Source organism: Bradyrhizobium agreste (genome assembly GCF_016031625.1).
GTDB lineage: Bacteria > Pseudomonadota > Alphaproteobacteria > Rhizobiales > Xanthobacteraceae > Bradyrhizobium > Bradyrhizobium agreste.
Window position 1 is genome coordinate 1 of record NZ_JACCHP010000007.1, and the last position, 17,942, is coordinate 17,942.

13 protein-coding genes and 1 tRNA gene are annotated in these 17,942 nt (G+C 64.5%); 8 read left to right on the plus strand and 6 right to left on the minus strand.

Annotated elements, in window-relative coordinates; translation table 11 throughout:
• Window positions 1–94: 94 nt before the first annotated feature.
• On the minus strand, window positions 95–1,024 hold the full coding sequence (locus tag HZZ13_RS11530) for a CobW family GTP-binding protein (RefSeq protein WP_197959735.1): 930 nt from the start codon (window positions 1,022–1,024) through the stop codon (window positions 95–97).
• Window positions 1,025–1,027: 3 nt separating this feature from the next.
• Window positions 1,028–2,518 carry an amidohydrolase family protein gene (locus HZZ13_RS11535; RefSeq protein WP_197959736.1) on the minus strand — a complete coding sequence of 497 codons (1,491 nt, stop codon included), beginning with the start codon at window positions 2,516–2,518 and terminating at the stop codon, window positions 1,028–1,030.
• Between the two features lie 383 nt (window positions 2,519–2,901).
• On the opposite strand from HZZ13_RS11535, the gene HZZ13_RS36755 reads away from it, so the two are divergent.
• From HZZ13_RS36755 to HZZ13_RS11545, 3 genes are all read left to right on the plus strand, one after another.
• Window positions 2,902–3,336: a hypothetical protein gene (locus HZZ13_RS36755; RefSeq protein ID WP_246504391.1), complete on the plus strand. Its 435-nt coding sequence runs from the start codon at window positions 2,902–2,904 to the stop codon at window positions 3,334–3,336.
• A 64-nt stretch (window positions 3,337–3,400) separates the two neighbouring features.
• Window positions 3,401–4,033 (plus strand): PcfJ domain-containing protein, encoded by a 633-nt coding sequence (locus tag HZZ13_RS36760; protein ID WP_246504392.1) that lies wholly within the window; start codon window positions 3,401–3,403, stop codon window positions 4,031–4,033.
• Between the two features lie 324 nt (window positions 4,034–4,357).
• A complete protein-coding gene (locus HZZ13_RS11545) occupies window positions 4,358–5,383 on the plus strand; it encodes an alpha/beta hydrolase (RefSeq protein ID WP_197959737.1) in 1,026 nt (341 codons plus the stop codon).
• Between the two features lie 18 nt (window positions 5,384–5,401).
• Here HZZ13_RS11545 and HZZ13_RS11550 read toward each other — a convergent pair whose 3' ends face one another.
• Window positions 5,402–7,219 carry a DEAD/DEAH box helicase gene (locus HZZ13_RS11550; protein WP_197959738.1) on the minus strand — a complete coding sequence of 606 codons (1,818 nt, stop codon included), beginning with the start codon at window positions 7,217–7,219 and terminating at the stop codon, window positions 5,402–5,404.
• A 340-nt stretch (window positions 7,220–7,559) separates the two neighbouring features.
• On the opposite strand from HZZ13_RS11550, the gene HZZ13_RS11555 reads away from it, so the two are divergent.
• From HZZ13_RS11555 to HZZ13_RS11565, 3 genes are all read left to right on the plus strand, one after another.
• Window positions 7,560–8,987, plus strand: a complete 1,428-nt coding sequence (locus tag HZZ13_RS11555) for a DUF7986 domain-containing protein (protein ID WP_197959739.1) — start codon at window positions 7,560–7,562, stop codon at window positions 8,985–8,987.
• Window positions 8,988–9,107: 120 nt separating this feature from the next.
• A complete protein-coding gene (locus tag HZZ13_RS37620; RefSeq protein ID WP_376707032.1) occupies window positions 9,108–9,686 on the plus strand; it encodes an SEC-C metal-binding domain-containing protein in 579 nt (192 codons plus the stop codon).
• Window positions 9,687–10,018: 332 nt separating this feature from the next.
• Window positions 10,019–14,833 (plus strand): NAD-glutamate dehydrogenase, encoded by a 4,815-nt coding sequence (locus HZZ13_RS11565; RefSeq protein WP_197959740.1) that lies wholly within the window; start codon window positions 10,019–10,021, stop codon window positions 14,831–14,833.
• Window positions 14,834–14,950: 117 nt separating this feature from the next.
• On the opposite strand, the gene HZZ13_RS11570 is transcribed toward HZZ13_RS11565, so the two are convergent.
• Window positions 14,951–15,190 (minus strand): hypothetical protein, encoded by a 240-nt coding sequence (locus tag HZZ13_RS11570; RefSeq protein ID WP_197959741.1) that lies wholly within the window; start codon window positions 15,188–15,190, stop codon window positions 14,951–14,953.
• Window positions 15,191–15,430: 240 nt separating this feature from the next.
• On the opposite strand from HZZ13_RS11570, the gene HZZ13_RS11575 reads away from it, so the two are divergent.
• A complete protein-coding gene (locus HZZ13_RS11575) occupies window positions 15,431–15,793 on the plus strand; it encodes a hypothetical protein (RefSeq protein ID WP_246504393.1) in 363 nt (120 codons plus the stop codon).
• A 469-nt stretch (window positions 15,794–16,262) separates the two neighbouring features.
• Here the strand turns inward: HZZ13_RS11575 and HZZ13_RS11580 are convergent.
• Both HZZ13_RS11580 and HZZ13_RS11585 read right to left on the minus strand, forming a co-directional pair.
• A tRNA-Glu gene (locus HZZ13_RS11580) sits at window positions 16,263–16,337 on the minus strand.
• Between the two features lie 57 nt (window positions 16,338–16,394).
• On the minus strand, window positions 16,395–16,739 hold the full coding sequence (locus tag HZZ13_RS11585; RefSeq protein WP_197959742.1) for a hypothetical protein: 345 nt from the start codon (window positions 16,737–16,739) through the stop codon (window positions 16,395–16,397).
• On the opposite strand from HZZ13_RS11585, the gene HZZ13_RS11590 reads away from it, so the two are divergent.
• Entirely contained in the window at window positions 16,738–17,745 is a 1,008-nt protein-coding gene (locus HZZ13_RS11590) for an RluA family pseudouridine synthase (RefSeq protein WP_197959743.1), read from the plus strand. The genes HZZ13_RS11585 and HZZ13_RS11590 overlap by 2 nt on opposite strands.
• Window positions 17,746–17,942: the final 197 nt, after the last annotated feature.

Below are 17,942 nucleotides of genomic sequence, written 5' to 3' on the forward strand. Positions count from 1 at the left end.
GGTGGGATATTTGGGGGCATGTTCGGTCTCGGATCGCTCGGCAAGAGGAGAGACGGTGGCTGACGGCGGAAGCGGTTGACCCTACCGCCTCACCTCAGCCGCCGGCAACGCACGTCTTCATAATCTCGTCGAGCTCGGCACGGGAGAGCATGCCAAGCTCGGCGATGAAGACGATCCGCGACCGCGCCGCGCCGGGTGCCGGCGCATCGCCAGGCGCGAGCGTGGCGCGTCCGGCGGCAAATTGAAACACCATCTGGCGGCCGGGCTGCTCGAGCGTTTCGAACAGGCCTTTGGCGCGCGCCAGCTTCGGCGCAAGGCGGTTGATGGCCCGCTGCAGGCGCGGCAGCGAGACTGGCTTGTCCGAGGTCCAGCTCAGCGTTTCGAAGCGCTCCTCCGCCGGGCGTTTCGGTCCCACCTCGCGCGGCGCCGGGGCGCGGTCGGCGCCGGCGGGAAACAGCAGCGCGGGCGGAATCTCGCCATGGTGTGCGTCGACCACCCCCGCGGGCACGCGCTGCGCGCGGATGGCTTGGCGCATCCGCGCACCCGCCCCCTCCTCTGCCAGGTCCAGCTTGCTCAATGCCACGATATCTGCGACGCGGAGCTGCGAGCGCTGCAGCGCGTCGTCGAGGGCAGCGGGCGGCGCCGTCGCGTCCAACACGCAAAGCACCGTCTCCAGCGGAGCCTCGCGCAGGATCACCGGGTCCATCAGATTGCGCACGATGTCGGCGGGATCGGCGACGCCGCTGGTTTCGATGACGATGTAGTCGGGCTTGGGATTGCGCCGCAGCAGCGTCGAAAGCGTGCGGAGCAGATCGCCCTCGAGCGAACAACAGATGCAGCCATTGGCAAGGCTGACCACGCCGTCGCTCGCGCCCGCGATCAGCTCCGCATCGATGTTGATGGCGCCGAAATCGTTGACGACGGCGGCAATGCGCCGTCCTTGCGCATGCGCCAGCAGATGGTTGACGATTGTGGTCTTGCCGGCCCCGAGGAAACCCGTCACCAGGAGAACCGGGACCGGCATGGCTCAGCCCTCCACGATTGGGCGCCGCACGGGCTTTCCCGGCCGCGCCGTCACATCGAGAATGCCATCGCTGATCAGCACCTGACCGCTGACGATCAGGTGCCGCACGCCTTCCGACGGACGGTTCATCGCCGTGAAGGTGGCTCGGTCGGAAAGTCTTTCGTAGTCGAACACGACGATGTCGGCATCGGCGTCCTTGGCGAGCCGGCCCTTGGCCCGTATCGCCGGCGTGCTCTGCGACAGGATCTCCGCCGGGATCAGCGCGCATTTGCGTACGCCTTCCAGCAGCGACACGGCCTTGCGCTCGCGCACCCATTCGCGGATGAACTTCGTGAAGCAGCCGGCCGAGCGCGGATGCGAGGTGGCATCATCCGGCAGCGGCCAGGCATCGCCGGTATAGGTTGAGCCGTCCGACAGCGTCCAGGGCATCGCGTCGGACGCGATTGCGCCGCCGGGATACAGCACCGACATGTCGAGCAGGTCGCGGTGGTGCGCATTGTTCTCGGTGTCGAGGATGTGCCAGAGCACCAGCGAGGACGGCTCCTCGGCCTGCGCCTTCAAGAGCTCCTCGCGGTCGTGAAAGCGATAGCCGTCGGTGACGCGCTGCACGGAATCGTAACCGGTGCCGTTGCGCTCGACGAACTTGGGATCGCTGAAGAAGGCCGCGGCCAGCACGGTCGAGCCGGTGCCGTAAGGATAGGCCTCGACCGTGATCGGCAGGCCCTGTCCTTGCGCTTCCTCGATCAGCACGCGGCAGCGCTCGACGTCGGTCTTGCTCGACGAGTTGAAATGGCAGATGTGCATGTGCGCGCCGGTGGCGCCGGCATAGCCGATCAGGCGGATATAGGCTTCAACCGCGCTCTCGGGATCGATGCGCGACATGAAGGCGACATGGGTGAAGGTGGGCACGTCCTGCTTCGCGGCCAGCTGGCACACCGCAGTCAGCTCCTGCACGCCGGCGCCGGGCGCATAGGCATTGAGGATGCCGATGCCGATGCCGCCCTCGTTAAGGCCGCGAGTGAGGCGCTCGAGGATGCCTGAGACCTCTGCATCGGTTGCGACGTTGTCCATCCAACGGCGGTCGCGCATGGCGTTGCCGAAGGCTTCCAGCGAGCTCTCCGCGTTGGAGCCCGTCATCGCGCCGATGCGGGCGAAGGCCCAATTGGTGGCCGCGCCATAGTTCAGCACGCGGCCTTTCCGCGCCTGACGCTCATACCAGGACCCGACCGGCAGCACGCCGGCCTCGAGATCGAGCGTCGTGGTGACGCCGTCGAACGCCTGCATGCGGTCGGCCGGAAGCGACTGGCCATGGGCGTGCAGATCGATGAAGCCGGGCGCCACCACGAGGCCGGTGGCGTCGATGACTCGCTCCGCGCCGCCGAGACCCGTGCCGACGGCGGCGATCTTGCCGTCCACCACCGCCACATCACCGACGGCGTCCATCCCGCTCGCGGGATCCACCACCCGGCCGCCAGAGATCACCAAACCGCTCATATCGTCTCCCCGACAAGTTATTGCAAAGACCTCCAAAGGCCCGGCAGCAGCTCCGGAGGCGCATCGGCGCGCATAGTGCAGATTTTGAGGGCAACGACCACCTCCACTGAAGCCGACGCAGCATGCATATCGCCGCACAGCCATTGCCCGGATCGCGCCGGCGGATGCAGTCTCGGGTTGCATCCCGGGAAAGGCCACGCTATTGGATGCACGCAATCATTCTTCTTGGAGGCGACCATGTCTACGACTGCACGCTTCCCGGGTTCGACGGGCGATATTTGACGCGCCCCTCCCGGGATTGAGACCCGGGTCAGATCACAACTGTCCATATCAAATCGAATCTGCCGCGGTGCCTGTTGGGCCGCGATCGCGAACCTGTCGTCATGACATCCAATCTCCTGCCGTCCCCTTGTCGGGTGGCCGGTTATTCCGACCTGCTCGAACGCAGGCTTCGGCGATATCATCCGCGCTTCCAGGACGCCGTACGTGCGCTGGCCGCGCGGCACCCGCGCCTGGCCGATCTCGCCGCGAGCTTTCCCGCGCTTCTCTTCGCGCTGGCTGTTCCGCGGGCACGGCTCGATCCCGCGCGCGCGATAGCATGCGTGGTCGACGGCGCTTCCCTCGCGCAAGCCGCCACACCTGCCGATCTGCCCCTGTGGCTGCGCAAGCTGCCGCCGGAGGCATTCGTGCGCCCGGTCCCGCGCCTGCCTGACGGCGAGCTGTTTTCGCCGACAGATCGCGAACCACCTTCCGCGCTCGCTCAAGCTCGCGCCGTGCTGGCTTCAGCTCGTCGCCGACACCGCCGAGCTCGCGCATGAGCCGATGGCTGCGTGGATCGCGCGTGAGTTCGTCCGCGAGCCGCAGCGTGTGAGGAGTGCGCGGTTGCGGCTCATCTGTCTCTGGGCGTGGTTTTCCTCTCAGCCCACGACATTGGGGCACGATCTGATCGAGAGGCCGTGGACGCCGGACCTGCGGATCGATGCCGCACGTTCGGCCGCGGAGAATTGGCGAACGGTCTTTGCCTTGCACACCAATCTCGGCCGCCTGCCGATCGCCGATATGTGGCTGCGGCCCGGCCGGATGGCAGGTTACGAATTCGTGCCGCTGGATGGCATTGCCGCCATCACCGAAGAGGCAAAGGCGATGCGGAATTGCCTCAACTCGTATGGCGGCGATCTCGCACACAATCGGTCGCGGCTCTGGAGCATTCGGAAGGACGGAGAACGGGTCGCGACGTTGCGAATCGCGCGCCGCTACCGCGATCCGCTGCCGAACATCGTCGAGCTCGAAGGTCCCGGTAATGCGACGGCATCGCAGGAGCTGTGGTGGGCGGCACGTCAATGGCTGCACAAGCACGACTTGTCGCAGATCGACATGAGACAACATGCTTGGCAAACCGCGCCGTTGGATCGCGAAAGCTGGGTGTCGCCGTGGCGGCCATACTGGCTCGCCAAGCGCCGTATTCCGGACTGGCTGCCGATGGCGCCGTCGCGCAAGGCGCTCGAAGCGCTGTGAGTTGAAATGGTGCCAACGGAAGTCCGTTGCAGCCCGCACGCGGTCTCGTTCTCGCGGCATGATCCGCCCGAGCTATCCTCCGCTTCACACCCCCTCCAAGGAAAGGGCGCAGGGAAGACCGGGCGCCAGCTGGCACCCATAAGACCCCTGCGCTGAACGAATGCACACGCAGTGCACAGGGGAGACACAGGGCGCCCGGGACACGTCGAGATCATGGACTACTGAACCGGCCGTGACACAGCTCTGCCGTCTTCTCGCCCCCATTCTCCTTCAGGGAGCTGGGCGGGGCGGCGTTACGGTGGGCAAAGTTCCCTGAGGTTCCGTGTGATCGTCCGTCGTCTTCTGCAAGACAACTCCCGTCGTTCCGTTTCGCGCCGCGCCCTCCTTGGCGGGCTCCTGTCGGCAGGCAGCGCGCTCGCGCTCGGCGGATGTGCTGGCCTCGGTGCGACCGGCGCGCGCTTCGACGCCTCATCGCTCTCCGTCGACCCGACATTGCTCGTCGTCACCACGCGCAAGCCCGTGAACGGCGCCCGCGCGAAACCCTGGTTCGGGCCGGAGCGGGCCGCGCGCATGACGGTCGCGCGGGCGAAGCTGACGGCGCCGGACGAGAGCCGACTTTCGCTCGCCTCGGTGGGACTCGAGGATTGGCGTCTTGACCGGATCGAGCCGGTACCGGCCGATGCCGGCGATCTCGCTGCGGAGGCCGGCGGAGGGGACGTGCTGATCTACGTGCACGGCTTCAAGCAGACATTCGAGACGGCGGTGCTCGATGCGGCCCACCTTTCCGATGGCATCAGGTTCCGCGGCCGGACCATGGCATTCTCCTGGCCTTCCAAGGCGGGACTGTTCGACTACGCCTATGACCGCGACAGCGCGATGTGGTCGCGCGACAATTTCGAGCGCGTGCTCTCGGCGCTGGTGTCGGCGCCGGGGGCGGGGCGCGTGCACATCGTCGCGCACAGCATGGGAACCATGCTGACGCTCGAAAGCCTGCGTCAGCTCTACGGGCGATACGGCGACACAGTGACGAGCAAGATCGGTGCGGTGGTGTTTGCCGCCCCCGACATCGACATGGACGTGTTCTCGTCGGCGATCCAGCGCATCGGTCCGCTCGCCGGCAAGATCACCGTGATCGCCTCGACCAACGATCGTGCACTGGCGCTGTCGGGGCAGCTCGCAGGCGGCATGACCCGGGTCGGTGCGGCCGAGAAGGCCGCCATCGCGGGGCTCGGTGTGCGCGTGGTCGATGCGTCGGCAGAAGGCTGGGGCATCATCAACCACGATCTGTTTCTGTCGAACGCGGAAGTGCAGCGGGTGATCCGGCGGTCGATCGACGGCACGACGGCGTGAGGGAGCGGCTGTACGGCGTCAGGCGATCAAACGTTGCACCAATGCCGACTCGCTCGAATACGTCAGGAGCGCCTCGTGAGTTGCCCGGGTCACCCCGACATAGGTCAGCCGGACACATTCCTCGACGGCCTCGCCGTGGCGGCCGAGCAGGCCCAAGCCGGCGATGGCGACGCAGGGAAACTCCAGCCCCTTCGCGCTGTGCATACTCAAGAATCGCACGGCCACCCGTTTGACTGAAACCCTGTTGCGATTGTCCTTGGCGATGTCGATCGGCACGCCATGCCCGGCGAGGATCTGCGCGACGCGCCCGCCGATCCAGTGCTCCGGGTAGAGACACGCCATCTGCGACCACTCGTAGCCGGCTTTCTTCCGGTCGAGAAACCACTCGGCGACGCAGTGAGCTTCTGCGTCGATGCTCACGCACCGCCGCACGTCCGGCTCCAGGCCCTGCCGGCCCGCATCTTCCGGCAGCAGAATGGCCTGCTCGTCGTCGGCCGTGATGCCGGGAGCGCCGATGACGTCCGCGGCGAAGCGTCTTGCGAAGGCAACGATTTGGGCGGTGTTGCGATAATTGACCTTCAACACGGTCGTTCTGCCGCTCGCTTCAATTCCGACCTGTTTCCACACCGGGCGTTCACGCCCCTTATAGATGGCCTGAATATCGTCGTAGACGACCATCAGTGCCTTGGTGCGCGGGTTCACCATCTTGGCCGCGAGCGCGAGCCATTGCGGTTCGAAGTCGTGCGCCTCGTCGATCAGGACGGCGTCGTACTGCTCCGCTGGGATATGGCCTCGATCGACCGCCTTCACGACCTCTGAAACGCTGGCAGCAAGGCGCTCTGCATAGTCCGGATACTCTCGATCAGATGGGACGGGAATCCCATACGTCCGCAGCATGCGGTAGCACCACGAGTGAAAGGTGTGGACCTGAACGCGGTCCTCGACGCCCCTGCTCTGCACGGCATCCTCGAGCCGGCCGGCGATGCCGTTGGCGTAGCACAGGATCAGCACCGGCTTTGCCGCCGCACGTGCCAAATACTCGGCGCGAAAGGCGAGGATCAGGGTCTTGCCCGACCCGGCGACGCCGCGAATGATGCGATGCCCCTCGCCCAGACTGCGCGCGAACTGCTCCTGATGCAGGTCCATGACCGCGAGCGTCCGGTCCGAGGAATCGGCGCCAGTGGCATCGTCCAAGGGCAGCGCAATCTGCCTTATGCGAATCTCCGGAAACAGCAGCGCCCGCAACCGGTCGAATTGCGGCAGGGACAGCGGCTCTTCGAGACGCGGATGGACCATGCGCCATAATCTCGACCGGAATTCCTCGGGGTCCGCGCCCTCCGTCATCTCGTCCTTGAACAGGCAGAGATGCTCGGAAAACACCTCCTTGAGATCGGCCTGGTCGAACTGCTTGCGCGTGATGTTGGTGAACACGGCCCCAAAGCCGAACGGAACGATGGGCCGGCCGGCGAGGCGATGCCCCGGCGGAAACAACAATTGCCCGTCGCGCTCCAGCGTGCGCACGACCTCGAACGCATAGTTGCGAGCCTGCTCCAGCGGATTGGTTTCCCGCACCACACCACGACTTGTCAGCAGCTCGACCTTCGTCTTGTCCGCCGACACGATCGTCTCCAGGCGCCAGTCCTTCACCTCGAGCACGAGCAGGCCGTTCGCGGGATGAATGATGATGAAATCCGGATGCCGGTTGCGAGGGCCGACAGGCAGGTTATGCCAAACGACGGCGTTCTCTTCGAGGAAGTCCTTCAGTCGTTCCGCCAGCCGTAGCTCCCCACGGCTGTCGAAGCGCGCGAAGCCGAGACTCGGGATCAGGATTGCCATGTGACGACCGCGAGCACCATTGCGGACCACCTTGTGAGCTCAGCAGGGCGGTCTCTCCAGGCTCACATCGTTGCCTGGAGTGAGCAGGTTTTCAATGGGTTAGGATCAGATGGCGCTCCGTTCCGAACACGATCGCGAACCTTATCCAATTGAGATGGCTGTATATTTCGCCGTCCCAATGCTCCGACACGGCATACGCGCGTCCGAGCGCGACGTAAAAGACAGTTGATGTCATCCGGAACGATCCGGTTCCGGATCGCGCCGTTGGCGTACGCTTGCTAACCTGCGGTACAGTCACATCCGAAGCCGCGATCAGGCTCTCGAACATGCGAGCAGCAACATGGCCACCAAGCATATCCTCGACGGGCTGATCAAATGGTCCATGCGCGATCGCTGGGCCGACCAGTTTGAGGCGACCCTTGAAGATCATCTCATGGAGGCTTGCGACGAAACCGGGCTTGAGGTGGATGAAATCGTCTCGACCCTCGGCGAAGACCTGTTCATGAGCACGGTGTGGGCCTGCGCTTTCGAAGACTTCCTGACTCGTGAGTTCGAGGACGGCGGCAGCGCACTTGACGATTATCTGAAACGGCGGGGCTGGAAGGAATCCGCATCGGTGCGCACCTACCTGGCCGGGCTGCGACATTCGGTGATGAGCCTCTATGAGGTCAGCGACATCGTCCGCGGGACCTCGTTTCTGGCGCGGGATCTCATCCGCGGCGGCGAGCCGGTTCTGATCAGCGAGCGCAGCGCGACTCAAAGCCTGAAACCCTGGGACCGAATTGCCGCCCGCGTGATTCAGGTTGGGTCGCGAACGGAGATCGGCGGCGGCTTGCTGGTATTCGACCACGAGACGTCGGAAGGTCTCCTCGAGTCCTTCGAAAAGCTCGACTCGCTCAGCAGCGAGGAGAAGCGGGAGCTTGCCGAGGCGAACGGATACGACTTCGATGAAGAAGCATTCATGGAGCTTTCCCCGACCGAAAGGCTGCGTGTCTCCGCTCCCATCTTCACGACATTCTGGCTCATCGACGCGATTGACAGAATTCAGTCACCGAGGATTCCCGATTTGCGGAACGCCGAAGGAGACGAAGTGATGCTGTGCGAGGCGCGCTTCCCGCTCTCCGCCCGCACCGCCGAGCATGACATCAGAGCCCTCTTGGAATCGCGCCCGGAGTTTCGTGCCACAAGCGCGACGTCCTGGAGCTGGGTCGCCGAAGCAGGGGACGTTGCCAAACCGGCCGCCACGGCATCAGAGCACGATCGGCCGTCGCCGGGAACGCTCACCTTCGAGACGTGGTCGGACGAGGACGCGCTCGTGCTCGCAGACATAAGGCTGGACGACAGGACGCTGGTGCTCAGCACCAACTCCAAGCAGCGTTGCGACCGCGGATGCGCGCTGCTGTCCGATGTCTTCGGCAGACGTCTGCGGAAACCCCTGGTCAGGACCGAATCGATCGAGCAAATCATGGCATCGCGCAATTCCGGCGCGCCGCCGCAGCTCGATATTCCCGAGGACGAGCAGCGCGCCGTCGTCCATGATTACATGGACCGGCACTACCGCGACGTGCTCGATCAACCAGTTCCCGCGCTTGGCGGACAAACACCGCGTGCCGCGGTCAAGACGGCAGGCGGACGGATCAAGGTCATCGAGTGGCTCAAGCTCATGGAGAACCGGTCGGCGAACCCTTCCGATCCGAACAACCCGATGGAAAGTTACGATTTCACGTGGCTATGGACGGAATTGGGCCTGAGCGAACTGAGGGAGTAAACGATCCGGACAATGCCGCCGCTCTGGCCATGGCCGGCGCGGAAAAGTTGCTCGGCTCGTCGTTGTTCCAGGTGGTCCATCGCCTGGAAGGGAGTTTGTCATTCAAGAGATGGCGTTCCGATGGTGAGTTCAGACAAGAAAGTGGGACGAAACGACCCCTGCCCCTGTGGCAGCGGCAAGAAGTTCAAGAAGTGCTGTCTCAACTCACAAAGCGCAGCCGAACTCCCATCCGGATTGCACCGACGCGGTCCGCAGGAGCGGGAAATCGCCCTTCCGGTCCATGAGCAGGCGCAAGGAGCGTTTCGGGAATACGATCCGTTCGCGGAGCCTGACCCCGAACAATGGCTTGCGCTGGACGAACAGGAGCGGATCGATCTCGTCATGGAGTACCATCGCCGTGCGCGGATCCGCGTCCCGCGCGCGGAAGCACATGCTGTCTTTCACGCTATCGTGGAGAGCCAGATTGCCGATGCCGAACTGCCGGTGCGACGCATCGCGCAGCGCTTGATGTATGAAGGGCTGGATCGTCACGAGGCCATTCATGCGATCGGCTCGGTGCTCGCCGCCCAGATGCACGATCTGGTGAGCAAGGCCAAGCCGGGCCATGGCGTTGAGGCGAATTCGGACCGGGATCCGAACGAGGCCTATTTCGCCGAGCTGGAAACCTTGACCGCGGAAGAATGGCGCCGTTCCAGCTGATCGGCGCGCGAACGTTCGAGCCGAAATGGCGCGCCATTCAGAACAAAGCCCCGAACCCATACACAATTGAAATTGCTTGTGATTTTTCTGCCCGAATGATTCGATTGCCGTCGGCCCGACTTCGGCCTCCACTGTCGTAGGGATTTCAGCACGCCTCACGACAGCGTGCGCCTTTCGCTCCGGGATCGTAGTATTGTCGTTGCAAGCCATCGAAGCTTTCGAGGACCGAGGATTTCGCGCAGCACTCGATCGCGGCGCTCGAAGAGGTGCACTCCAGAATCAAGCTGATGATCGCACCTGCGGTCGGACGGCACGGCAAATGGAGGGACATTATGGCATGGCGTGACGACAAGGCCCGGGCAACCCTGATCCGCGATGCAGCTGGCAGCGTGCCAGCGGGCAAGAGCCCCCGGGCCTTTGCCGAGCCCTTGTTCGGCTACACCAATATCGAGGATCTCGCCAATTACGATGCCGCTTCGCTTGCCCTCCTGGCGGAGCAAGCCTGGGAACACGTGCAGCGCCGCACGGCCGGCAGCGCCGATATCCGCGTCGTCAATCCGACGTTGCCGAACGGGCGCGAGATTTCCGTGCTCGAAATCCTCAACGACAACATGCCTTTCCTATTCGATTCCACCATGGCGGAGCTCGCCGAGCAGGGCATCGAAGTCACCCTTGTTGCTCACCCGGTCATCGCCGTGGAGCGCGATGATAGGGGCAAGCTGCTGCGCTTCTACGGCGAAGCACTGCCGGAGGGAGCGAAGGGCGCACGCGAAAGCCTGATTCATCTCCACATCACCCGCCTGGACGCCGATGCGGATCGTCAGAAGCTGATCGACGGCCTCACCAGCACGTTGAACGACGTCCGCGCCTGCGTCGCCGACTGGCGCGCCATGCGCGACCGCGTCGAGGAAGCGATCAAGACGTTCTCTTCCAATCCTCCGCCGCTTCCGATCGACGAGGTCGCCGAAGCCAATCAGTTCCTGCAATGGCTCTGCGCAGACAATTTCACCTTCCTCGGCGTGCGCGAATATCGCTTCTCGCCCGACAGCGAGGCGTCGGACGACATTACAACCGGCGAAGGCCTCGGCATCTTGCGCGATCCCGACGTGAAGGTGCTGCGCCGCGGCAGCGAAATGGTGGTGATGACGACGGAAATCCGCGAGTTCATGCGCGAGCCTACCCTGCTGATCGTCATCAAGGCCAATGTCAGTAGCCGCGTCCATCGCCGCATCCGGATGGACTATGTCGGCATCAAGCTCTATACGCCCGACGGCCGGCTCGAGGGCGAGTTGCGCGTCGTCGGCCTGTTCACCTCAGGCGCCTATACCCGCTCGGTACGACAGATCCCTTATGTCCGCCACAAGGTTTCGCGGTTGCTCCAGCGCGCCGGCTTCGACCCGAGCGGCCATTCCGGCAAGGCACTCCAGCATATTCTCGAAGAATATCCGCGTGACGAACTGTTCCAGATCGACGTCGACACGCTCTACAATTTCGTCATAGAAATCCTGATCCTCTATGAGCGCCCGCGCATCCGGGCACTGGCGCGGGTCGACAAGTTCGATCGCTTTGTCTCCATCCTCGTCTTTATTCCGCGCGACAAATACGACACCGACGTGCGCACACGCGTCGCCAACTTCCTGGCGCAGGTCTACCGGGGGACGCTGTCGGCCTCCTATGTGTCCTTCCCCGAAGGAGCATTGGCGCGCGTCCACTACATCATCGGGCGCTACGAAGGTAAGACGCCCCTCGTCGAGCAGGCCACGCTGGAAGCCGGGATCAGCGCCATTGCCGCGACCTGGGCCGACAAGCTGAAGGCCGCGCTGGCTGCGTCGACCGACGGCATGCGGGCACGAATGCTCGCCAATCGCTATGCCCAGGCCTTTAGCGGCGGCTATGCCGAGGTATTCACGGCAGAACAGGCGATCGCCGATATCGCGGCCATCGAGAAGCTCACGCCTGCCCGTCCGGTAACGATTTCGGTTCACCGCTTCGAGCGCGAGGACAATCCCAGGCGCTTCGGCCTCAAGGTTTTCTCGGACGCGGCACCGCTGTCGCTGTCCTACCGCGTGCCGGTGATCGAAAATCACGGCCTGCGCGTGGTCAACGAACGCACCTATCAGATCGTGCCCGGTAACAGGCCCGAGCCGATCTGGCTGCACGATATGACGATCGAGACCAGCGACGGCCAGCCGATCGAGATCAGCCCGGACTTCAGCCATCGCCTGGAAGCCTCGATCATGGCAGTGGTCACCGATCGCGCCGAATCCGACGGGTACAATGCCTTGATCCTGCGCACGGCCCTGGGCTGGCGGGAAGTCTCGACCATCCGGGCGCTATCGCGCTACTTGCACCAGATCCGCGCTCCGTTCACCCAGGACTACATGTGGGAGACCTTGCGCAAGAACGCCGCGATCACAGCCAACCTCGTCGCGCTGTTCCAGACGCGTTTCGATCCGCGCCTCGTCCTGACCGATCGCGAGCGTTCGGCGCGCGAGACGACTCTCCTTGCCGAAATCGAGGAGCAGCTCAAATCCGTCGCCTCGCTGGATGAAGACCGCATCCTGCGCCGTTTCACCAATCTGGTGCAGGCGACCATCCGCACCAATTTGTGGCAGGTCGGCCAGGACGGACATCCGCGTCCGGTGATCTCCTTCAAGTTCGACGCGCGCAAGATCGAGGACCTGCCCCCTCCTCGACCTCTCTACGAGATTTTCGTCTATTCACCTCGTGTCGAAGGTATTCACCTGCGCTTCGGCAAGGTTGCGCGCGGTGGCTTGCGCTGGTCCGATCGGCCGCAGGATTTCCGCACCGAGATCCTTGGCCTGGTGAAAGCGCAGCAGGTCAAGAACGCCGTGATCGTGCCGGTCGGCGCCAAGGGCGGCTTCGTGCCCAAGCGCCTGCCGCCGTCCTCCGATCGCGAGGCGTGGCTCGCGGAGGGCACCGAAGCCTATCGCATCTTCGTTCGCTCGCTGCTCGAACTCACCGACAATCTCGGCGGCGACATCATCGTGCCACCCGACCTGACCGTGCGCCATGACGGCGACGACCCCTACCTCGTCGTGGCCGCCGACAAGGGCACCGCCACCTTCTCCGACGTCGCCAACGCGATCTCGGCCGAGAAGAACCATTGGCTCGGCGATGCCTTCGCATCCGGCGGCAGCCAGGGCTACGACCACAAGAAGATGGGGATCACGGCGCGCGGCGCCTGGGAGGCGGTCAAGCGCCACTTCCGCGAGCTCGGCACCGACATTCAGACCATGCCGTTCACTGTTGTCGGCGTCGGCGACATGTCCGGCGACGTCTTCGGCAATGGCATGCTGCTCTCGCCGGCGACGAAGCTGGTCGCGGCTTTCGATCACCGCGACATCTTCATCGACCCCTCGCCCGATCCGGCGATCAGCTTCGCCGAGCGCAAGCGTCTGTTCGACCTGCCGCGGTCGAGCTGGCAGGACTACAACAAGTCGCTGATCTCGCAAGGCGGCGGCGTGTTCTCGCGCCAGCTCAAGGCGATCCCGCTCGCCCCCGAGGCGCGCGCCCTGCTCGATCTCGACAAGCCGCAGGCGACACCGTTCGAGGTGATGACGGCGATCCTGAAAGCGCGCGCGGACTTGCTGTGGTTTGGCGGCATCGGCACCTATATTCGCGCGTCGGCGGAAAGCGACGATCAGGTCGGGGACCGCGCCAATGATCCGATTCGCATCACCGGCGCCGACGTCCGCGCCCGGGCGATCGGCGAAGGCGCCAATCTCGGCGTCACCCAGCGCGGCCGCATTGAAGCGGCGCAGAAGGGGGTCAAGCTCAACACCGACGCCATCGACAATTCGGCCGGCGTGAACACGTCCGACGTCGAGGTCAATATCAAGATCGCGCTGGCGCGCCCCGAGCGCGAGGGGCGCCTCAGCCCCACTGACCGCAACAGCCTGCTCGCCGCAATGACCGACGAGGTCGGCGCGCTGGTGCTGCGCAACAACTATCTGCAGACGCTGGCGCTCTCGCTCGCCGAGCGCCAGGGCGTGGCCGGGACCGGCTTCCTCACCCGCCTGATGCAGTCGCTCGAGCAGCGCGGTTTGCTCAGCCGCGCGGTGGAGTACTTGCCCGACGACGCAGCGCTCACCGAGCGCACACGGCGCGGCCAGTTCCTCACGCGGCCCGAGCTTGCCGTGTTGCTCGCCTACGCCAAGCTGACCCTCTACGGCGACCTGCTCGTCACCGGCGTGCCCGACGATCCCTATCTTGCCCGCGAACTCTCTCAATATTTTCCGCGCGAGATTCAGGACAAATTCCCGACAGCGGCCGAATTGCATCGCCTGCGGCGGGAGATCATCGCGACCGGTCTCGCCAATGCGGTGATCAACCGCGGCGGCCCGGCCTGTGTCGTGCGCTTGATCGACGAGACGGACGCCGATATCCCGACCATCGTCATGGCCTATGTAGCGGTCGATGAATGCTACGGACTGAAATCGCTCAATGACGCGATCGATGCACTGGACACCTGCATCGACGGGCAGGTTCAGCTGTCCCTCTATGCTTCTGTGCAGGACCTCCTGCTCTCCCGCATGGTCTGGTACGTGCGCAATGTCGACTTCAAGGACGGACTGGAGGCCGTTGTCGCGCGCTTTGGCCCGGCAATCGGCCAGATCGTCGCCGGGCTCGACACCAGCCTGCCGCCGGACTTGCAGGCCGCGCGCGGCAAGCGGCGGCAGGAACTCGCTGACGCCGGCGTCCCGGCCGGCCTCGCCGGCGAGCTCGCCGATCTCGACGCTCTGGTCTCGGCACCCGATATCGTGACGGTGGCCGAGCGCAGCGCGCGCCCCATCGGCGATGCCGCCGCGACCTTCTTCAACGCCGAGGCGAATTTCCGTCTCGACCGCATCGTTGCTGCCGCGCGCAGCGTTCCGGCAAACGATTATTTCGAACGTATGGCCATCGATCGCGCCGTTGAGCAGATCGCCGGCGCCGCAAGAAGGCTGGCCGCGGATATGCTGGCAACCGGCCAGTCCGGGCATGCGGCCGTCGAGACATGGCTCGTGGCGCACCCCGAAGCGACGCGTATCCGCCGCTCGGTCGAGGAAATTGCTGCCAGCGGCTTGACGCTCGCCAAGCTGACGGTGGCGGCGAACCTGCTGGGGGACTTGGTCAAGGCCTGAGGCCGTGCGAGGCGCGATGCAAGAGGTGCATGCCGGCGCCGATTGTAGCCGGCGTTGTGGCAAGGATCCCGTAAGCCCTCGGGAAGCGCAGCAAAGGCCACTATCGATCGGCCGCCCCTATGCCCGGCCCTTGATCTCATAGTGACCCGGCACGCACTTGTAGCATTCGATCCGCCAATTTGAATGATAAAGCGGATGCTCACCCATCCACTTCGCAAGCGGCGCCTGCGCCCCTTTCATGCATTCATGAAACGTGATGTCGGGCGTCACGCTGCTGTCGGTCACGATCTCCTCGACGCAACTGCCCGCGGCGGCGCCGCCAAGGTGGCAGAGAACTGCAACGACGGTCACGAACATGCATCGCTCCCTTCCGGTTTTCGCCGGGTCGGCCCGCGTGCACGATCGCCGCGTCCTCGCCCTTCAATGGCGGGGTCGATCTTACTGAGGGCTAGCGACGCGTCATCCTACTTTGGTCTTGATCCTACTTTGGTCCTGATGCGCATCCGCAGTCGGCGGACTACACATCGTTGCGGTTGATCAATTCAGGCTGGTCCGACCCCGGACAGAGTACCGGCTCTATCTGCATTGGAGGCGCGTATGGTTGGAAATGGCTTGGTGCCGATGGCCGACCGACATGCGGCTGATCGGAGTGCGGCTCGCAGAATCCTCTATCTGATCGTCGACAACGTCGTGGGACGGCCCGGCCGTGCGCGCCGGAAGCTCGAGGTCGAACGCGCCGATCTCGAAACCATCATCGCCAATCTCGTCGGCGGTCATTTCAACGATCCGGTCCGCATCGTTGCATTCGACCCGACGGCGCATTGGTCGAAGGATGTCTCGAGAGAGCTCGCGGAGGAAATCCAGACACGTTGCGACATCGACGCCATGCCGGTGCCGGAGCACATCCAGGATTTCGTCAGAAGCCACTGGGCCTCCGCCCGTGCAGCCGTTGCTCATTGATCGACGCTGGCTCGCGCGGCAGCGAGCGCGTCATCAGCCGCCTGCAGAGGCCCGGTCAGCACCTCGGCGACGGTGATAGTCGTCACGGCGAAGCGCAGGTGGCCAGATCCATGGGCTTCGAAGAGCGGCTTGAAGCGCGGGTCCGAATTTCGGGTGCCCCTCGAGGACATAGATGATGGGCAGCGAAATCGACGAGAACCAGCGCATCCTCGGGCAGATCCCTAAAATCTAGCTGCTCCATTCGTCACGCAGCTTTCGAAGCGTGCGGGTACTATCGTGTCCCCGTAGCCCGCGGGACGAGCCATGGCGGAGTCCATGGCGGTAATCAAACCGGAACGATTTCGATGATTGGGCGGGCGAACGATACCCGGACTTCCCTTCACCGCCAAAGATTGCTGGAGGTCGGAAGATCGTCAGTCTTCCAGCGGAAGACACAGAGTTCGCAGTCTTGTTCTGAATGGTGGCAATTTGGCGCTCCCTAGGGGAATCGAACCCCTGTTTCAGCCTTGAGAGGGCCGCGTCCTAACCGCTAGACGAAGGGAGCGTGAGGGCTAGCCAATAGCCTCGAAATTTGTCCGCCGCAAGGACCCCGACGGGCCTTTTACGGCTCAGTGGCGAATTTCAGCCGTCCGGCCGGCCTCAGGGTGTGGGCATCGAAGGTGCGGATCTCGATGACCCCGCCGAGATCCAGCGTAACCAACAGGCGGTCGCCGGCGACCCCGGTCGAGACGATCTTGGCGCCCTTGGGCAGGGTGGCGGTGACATCGCCTGCCGGCTCGCCCGCCCTTCCCTCCGACTTGAAAAGGCGGTAGCCCACCGCGATCAGCACGGCGCAGATCGCCAGCGCCGTGGTCAACCCCGCGATCAGCATCATCCGCCGCACCCGCGCGAACAGCGCGGCCTGCTCGGGGGTCGGTTCGGGAACAGCGGTGTCAGACGTCGTCATGAATAGCTCTGGGTCAGCGCAAAGGTTGGAGGTTGTCGTCGCCGGTGACGAGGGCTCGGCCCGGCTCGACCGCGTGCTGGCGGCGCGCCTGCCCGAGCTGTCGCGATCGAGGCTGAAAGCCCTGATCCTGGCGGGCGCAGTGCAGCTGAAAGCCGCCGCGGTCCGCGACCCCGCTTATCACGTCGCATCCGGCGATACGATCATTATCCACGTGCCGGAGGCGGCGCCCGCCGAGCCCAAGGGGGAGGAGATCGCCCTCGACATCGTGTTCGAGGACGACGACATCGTCGTGCTCAACAAGCCGAAGGGACTGGTGGTGCATCCCGCCGCCGGCCACGAGTCCGGCACCTTGGTGAATGCGCTGATCGCCCATTGCGGCAGCTCGCTCTCCGGCATCGGCGGGGTGCGCCGGCCCGGTATCGTGCACCGGCTGGACAAGGACACGACGGGGCTGATGGTGGTGGCCAAGAACGACCTCGCCCACGCCTCGCTGACCGCCCAATTCGCCGACCATGGCCGCACCGGTGCGATGCGGCGCGGCTACATGGCGTTTGCCTGGGGCGTGCCGAACCGGCATCGCGGCACCGTCGATGCGCCGATCGACCGGCATCCGCATGCACGCGAGAAAATGGCGGTGCGCCAGGGCGGCCGCGAGGCGGTGACGCATTGGGAGATCCTGGAGAGTTTTGCGGGGCGCGACGGCAAGCCGGTGGCCGCCCTGCTCGCCTGCGAGCTCGAGACCGGCCGCACCCATCAGATCCGCGTCCATCTCGCCCATATCGGCCACCCACTGATGGGCGATGCTGTCTATGGCCCGCATTTCAAGACCAAGGCCAACCAGCTCGGCCCCGAGTCGCAGGCAGCTTTAGCAGCGCTGGGGCGGCAGGCCTTACATGCTTACCTGCTGGCATTGGAGCACCCGCGGACGGGAGAATTACTCCACTGGGAGGCGCCTTTGCCGGAGGATTTGCTTCTCCTGGAACAAGCGCTCAAAGCGGCGCTATGACGCAGGCCGCTTCAGAAAACCTTTACATTACAAAAAGTTATAGCTGCCACACGGGGACGTGACGTCAGCAATCCTTCCCTTTTTGCGCCCCGATAGGGTATATTGCGCCTGCGTTGAAATGACCAACGCGGAACATCGCAGCCCGGCCGGCTTTGACACAGCGGTCGTCTGCCTGGCCCGCCGCTATCGGGGGCCTG

Excerpts from the sequence above, each read along its gene's own strand:
- HZZ13_RS11530 (WP_197959735.1), bottom strand. The coding sequence starts at position 1,024 with ATGCCGGTCCCGGTTCTCCTGGTGACGGGTTTCCTCGGGGCCGGCAAG.
- HZZ13_RS11535 (WP_197959736.1), bottom strand. The coding sequence starts at position 2,518 with ATGAGCGGTTTGGTGATCTCTGGCGGCCGGGTGGTGGATCCCGCGAGC.
- HZZ13_RS36755 (WP_246504391.1), top strand. The coding sequence starts at position 2,902 with ATGACATCCAATCTCCTGCCGTCCCCTTGTCGGGTGGCCGGTTATTCC.
- HZZ13_RS11550 (WP_197959738.1), bottom strand. The coding sequence starts at position 7,219 with ATGGCAATCCTGATCCCGAGTCTCGGCTTCGCGCGCTTCGACAGCCGT.
- HZZ13_RS11555 (WP_197959739.1), top strand. The coding sequence starts at position 7,560 with ATGGCCACCAAGCATATCCTCGACGGGCTGATCAAATGGTCCATGCGC.
- HZZ13_RS37620 (WP_376707032.1), top strand. The coding sequence starts at position 9,108 with ATGGTGAGTTCAGACAAGAAAGTGGGACGAAACGACCCCTGCCCCTGT.
- HZZ13_RS11565 (WP_197959740.1), top strand. The coding sequence starts at position 10,019 with ATGGCATGGCGTGACGACAAGGCCCGGGCAACCCTGATCCGCGATGCA.
- HZZ13_RS11570 (WP_197959741.1), bottom strand. The coding sequence starts at position 15,190 with ATGTTCGTGACCGTCGTTGCAGTTCTCTGCCACCTTGGCGGCGCCGCC.
- HZZ13_RS11575 (WP_246504393.1), top strand. The coding sequence starts at position 15,431 with ATGGTTGGAAATGGCTTGGTGCCGATGGCCGACCGACATGCGGCTGAT.
- HZZ13_RS11590 (WP_197959743.1), top strand. The coding sequence starts at position 16,738 with ATGAATAGCTCTGGGTCAGCGCAAAGGTTGGAGGTTGTCGTCGCCGGT.
- HZZ13_RS11585 (WP_197959742.1), bottom strand. The coding sequence starts at position 16,739 with ATGACGACGTCTGACACCGCTGTTCCCGAACCGACCCCCGAGCAGGCC.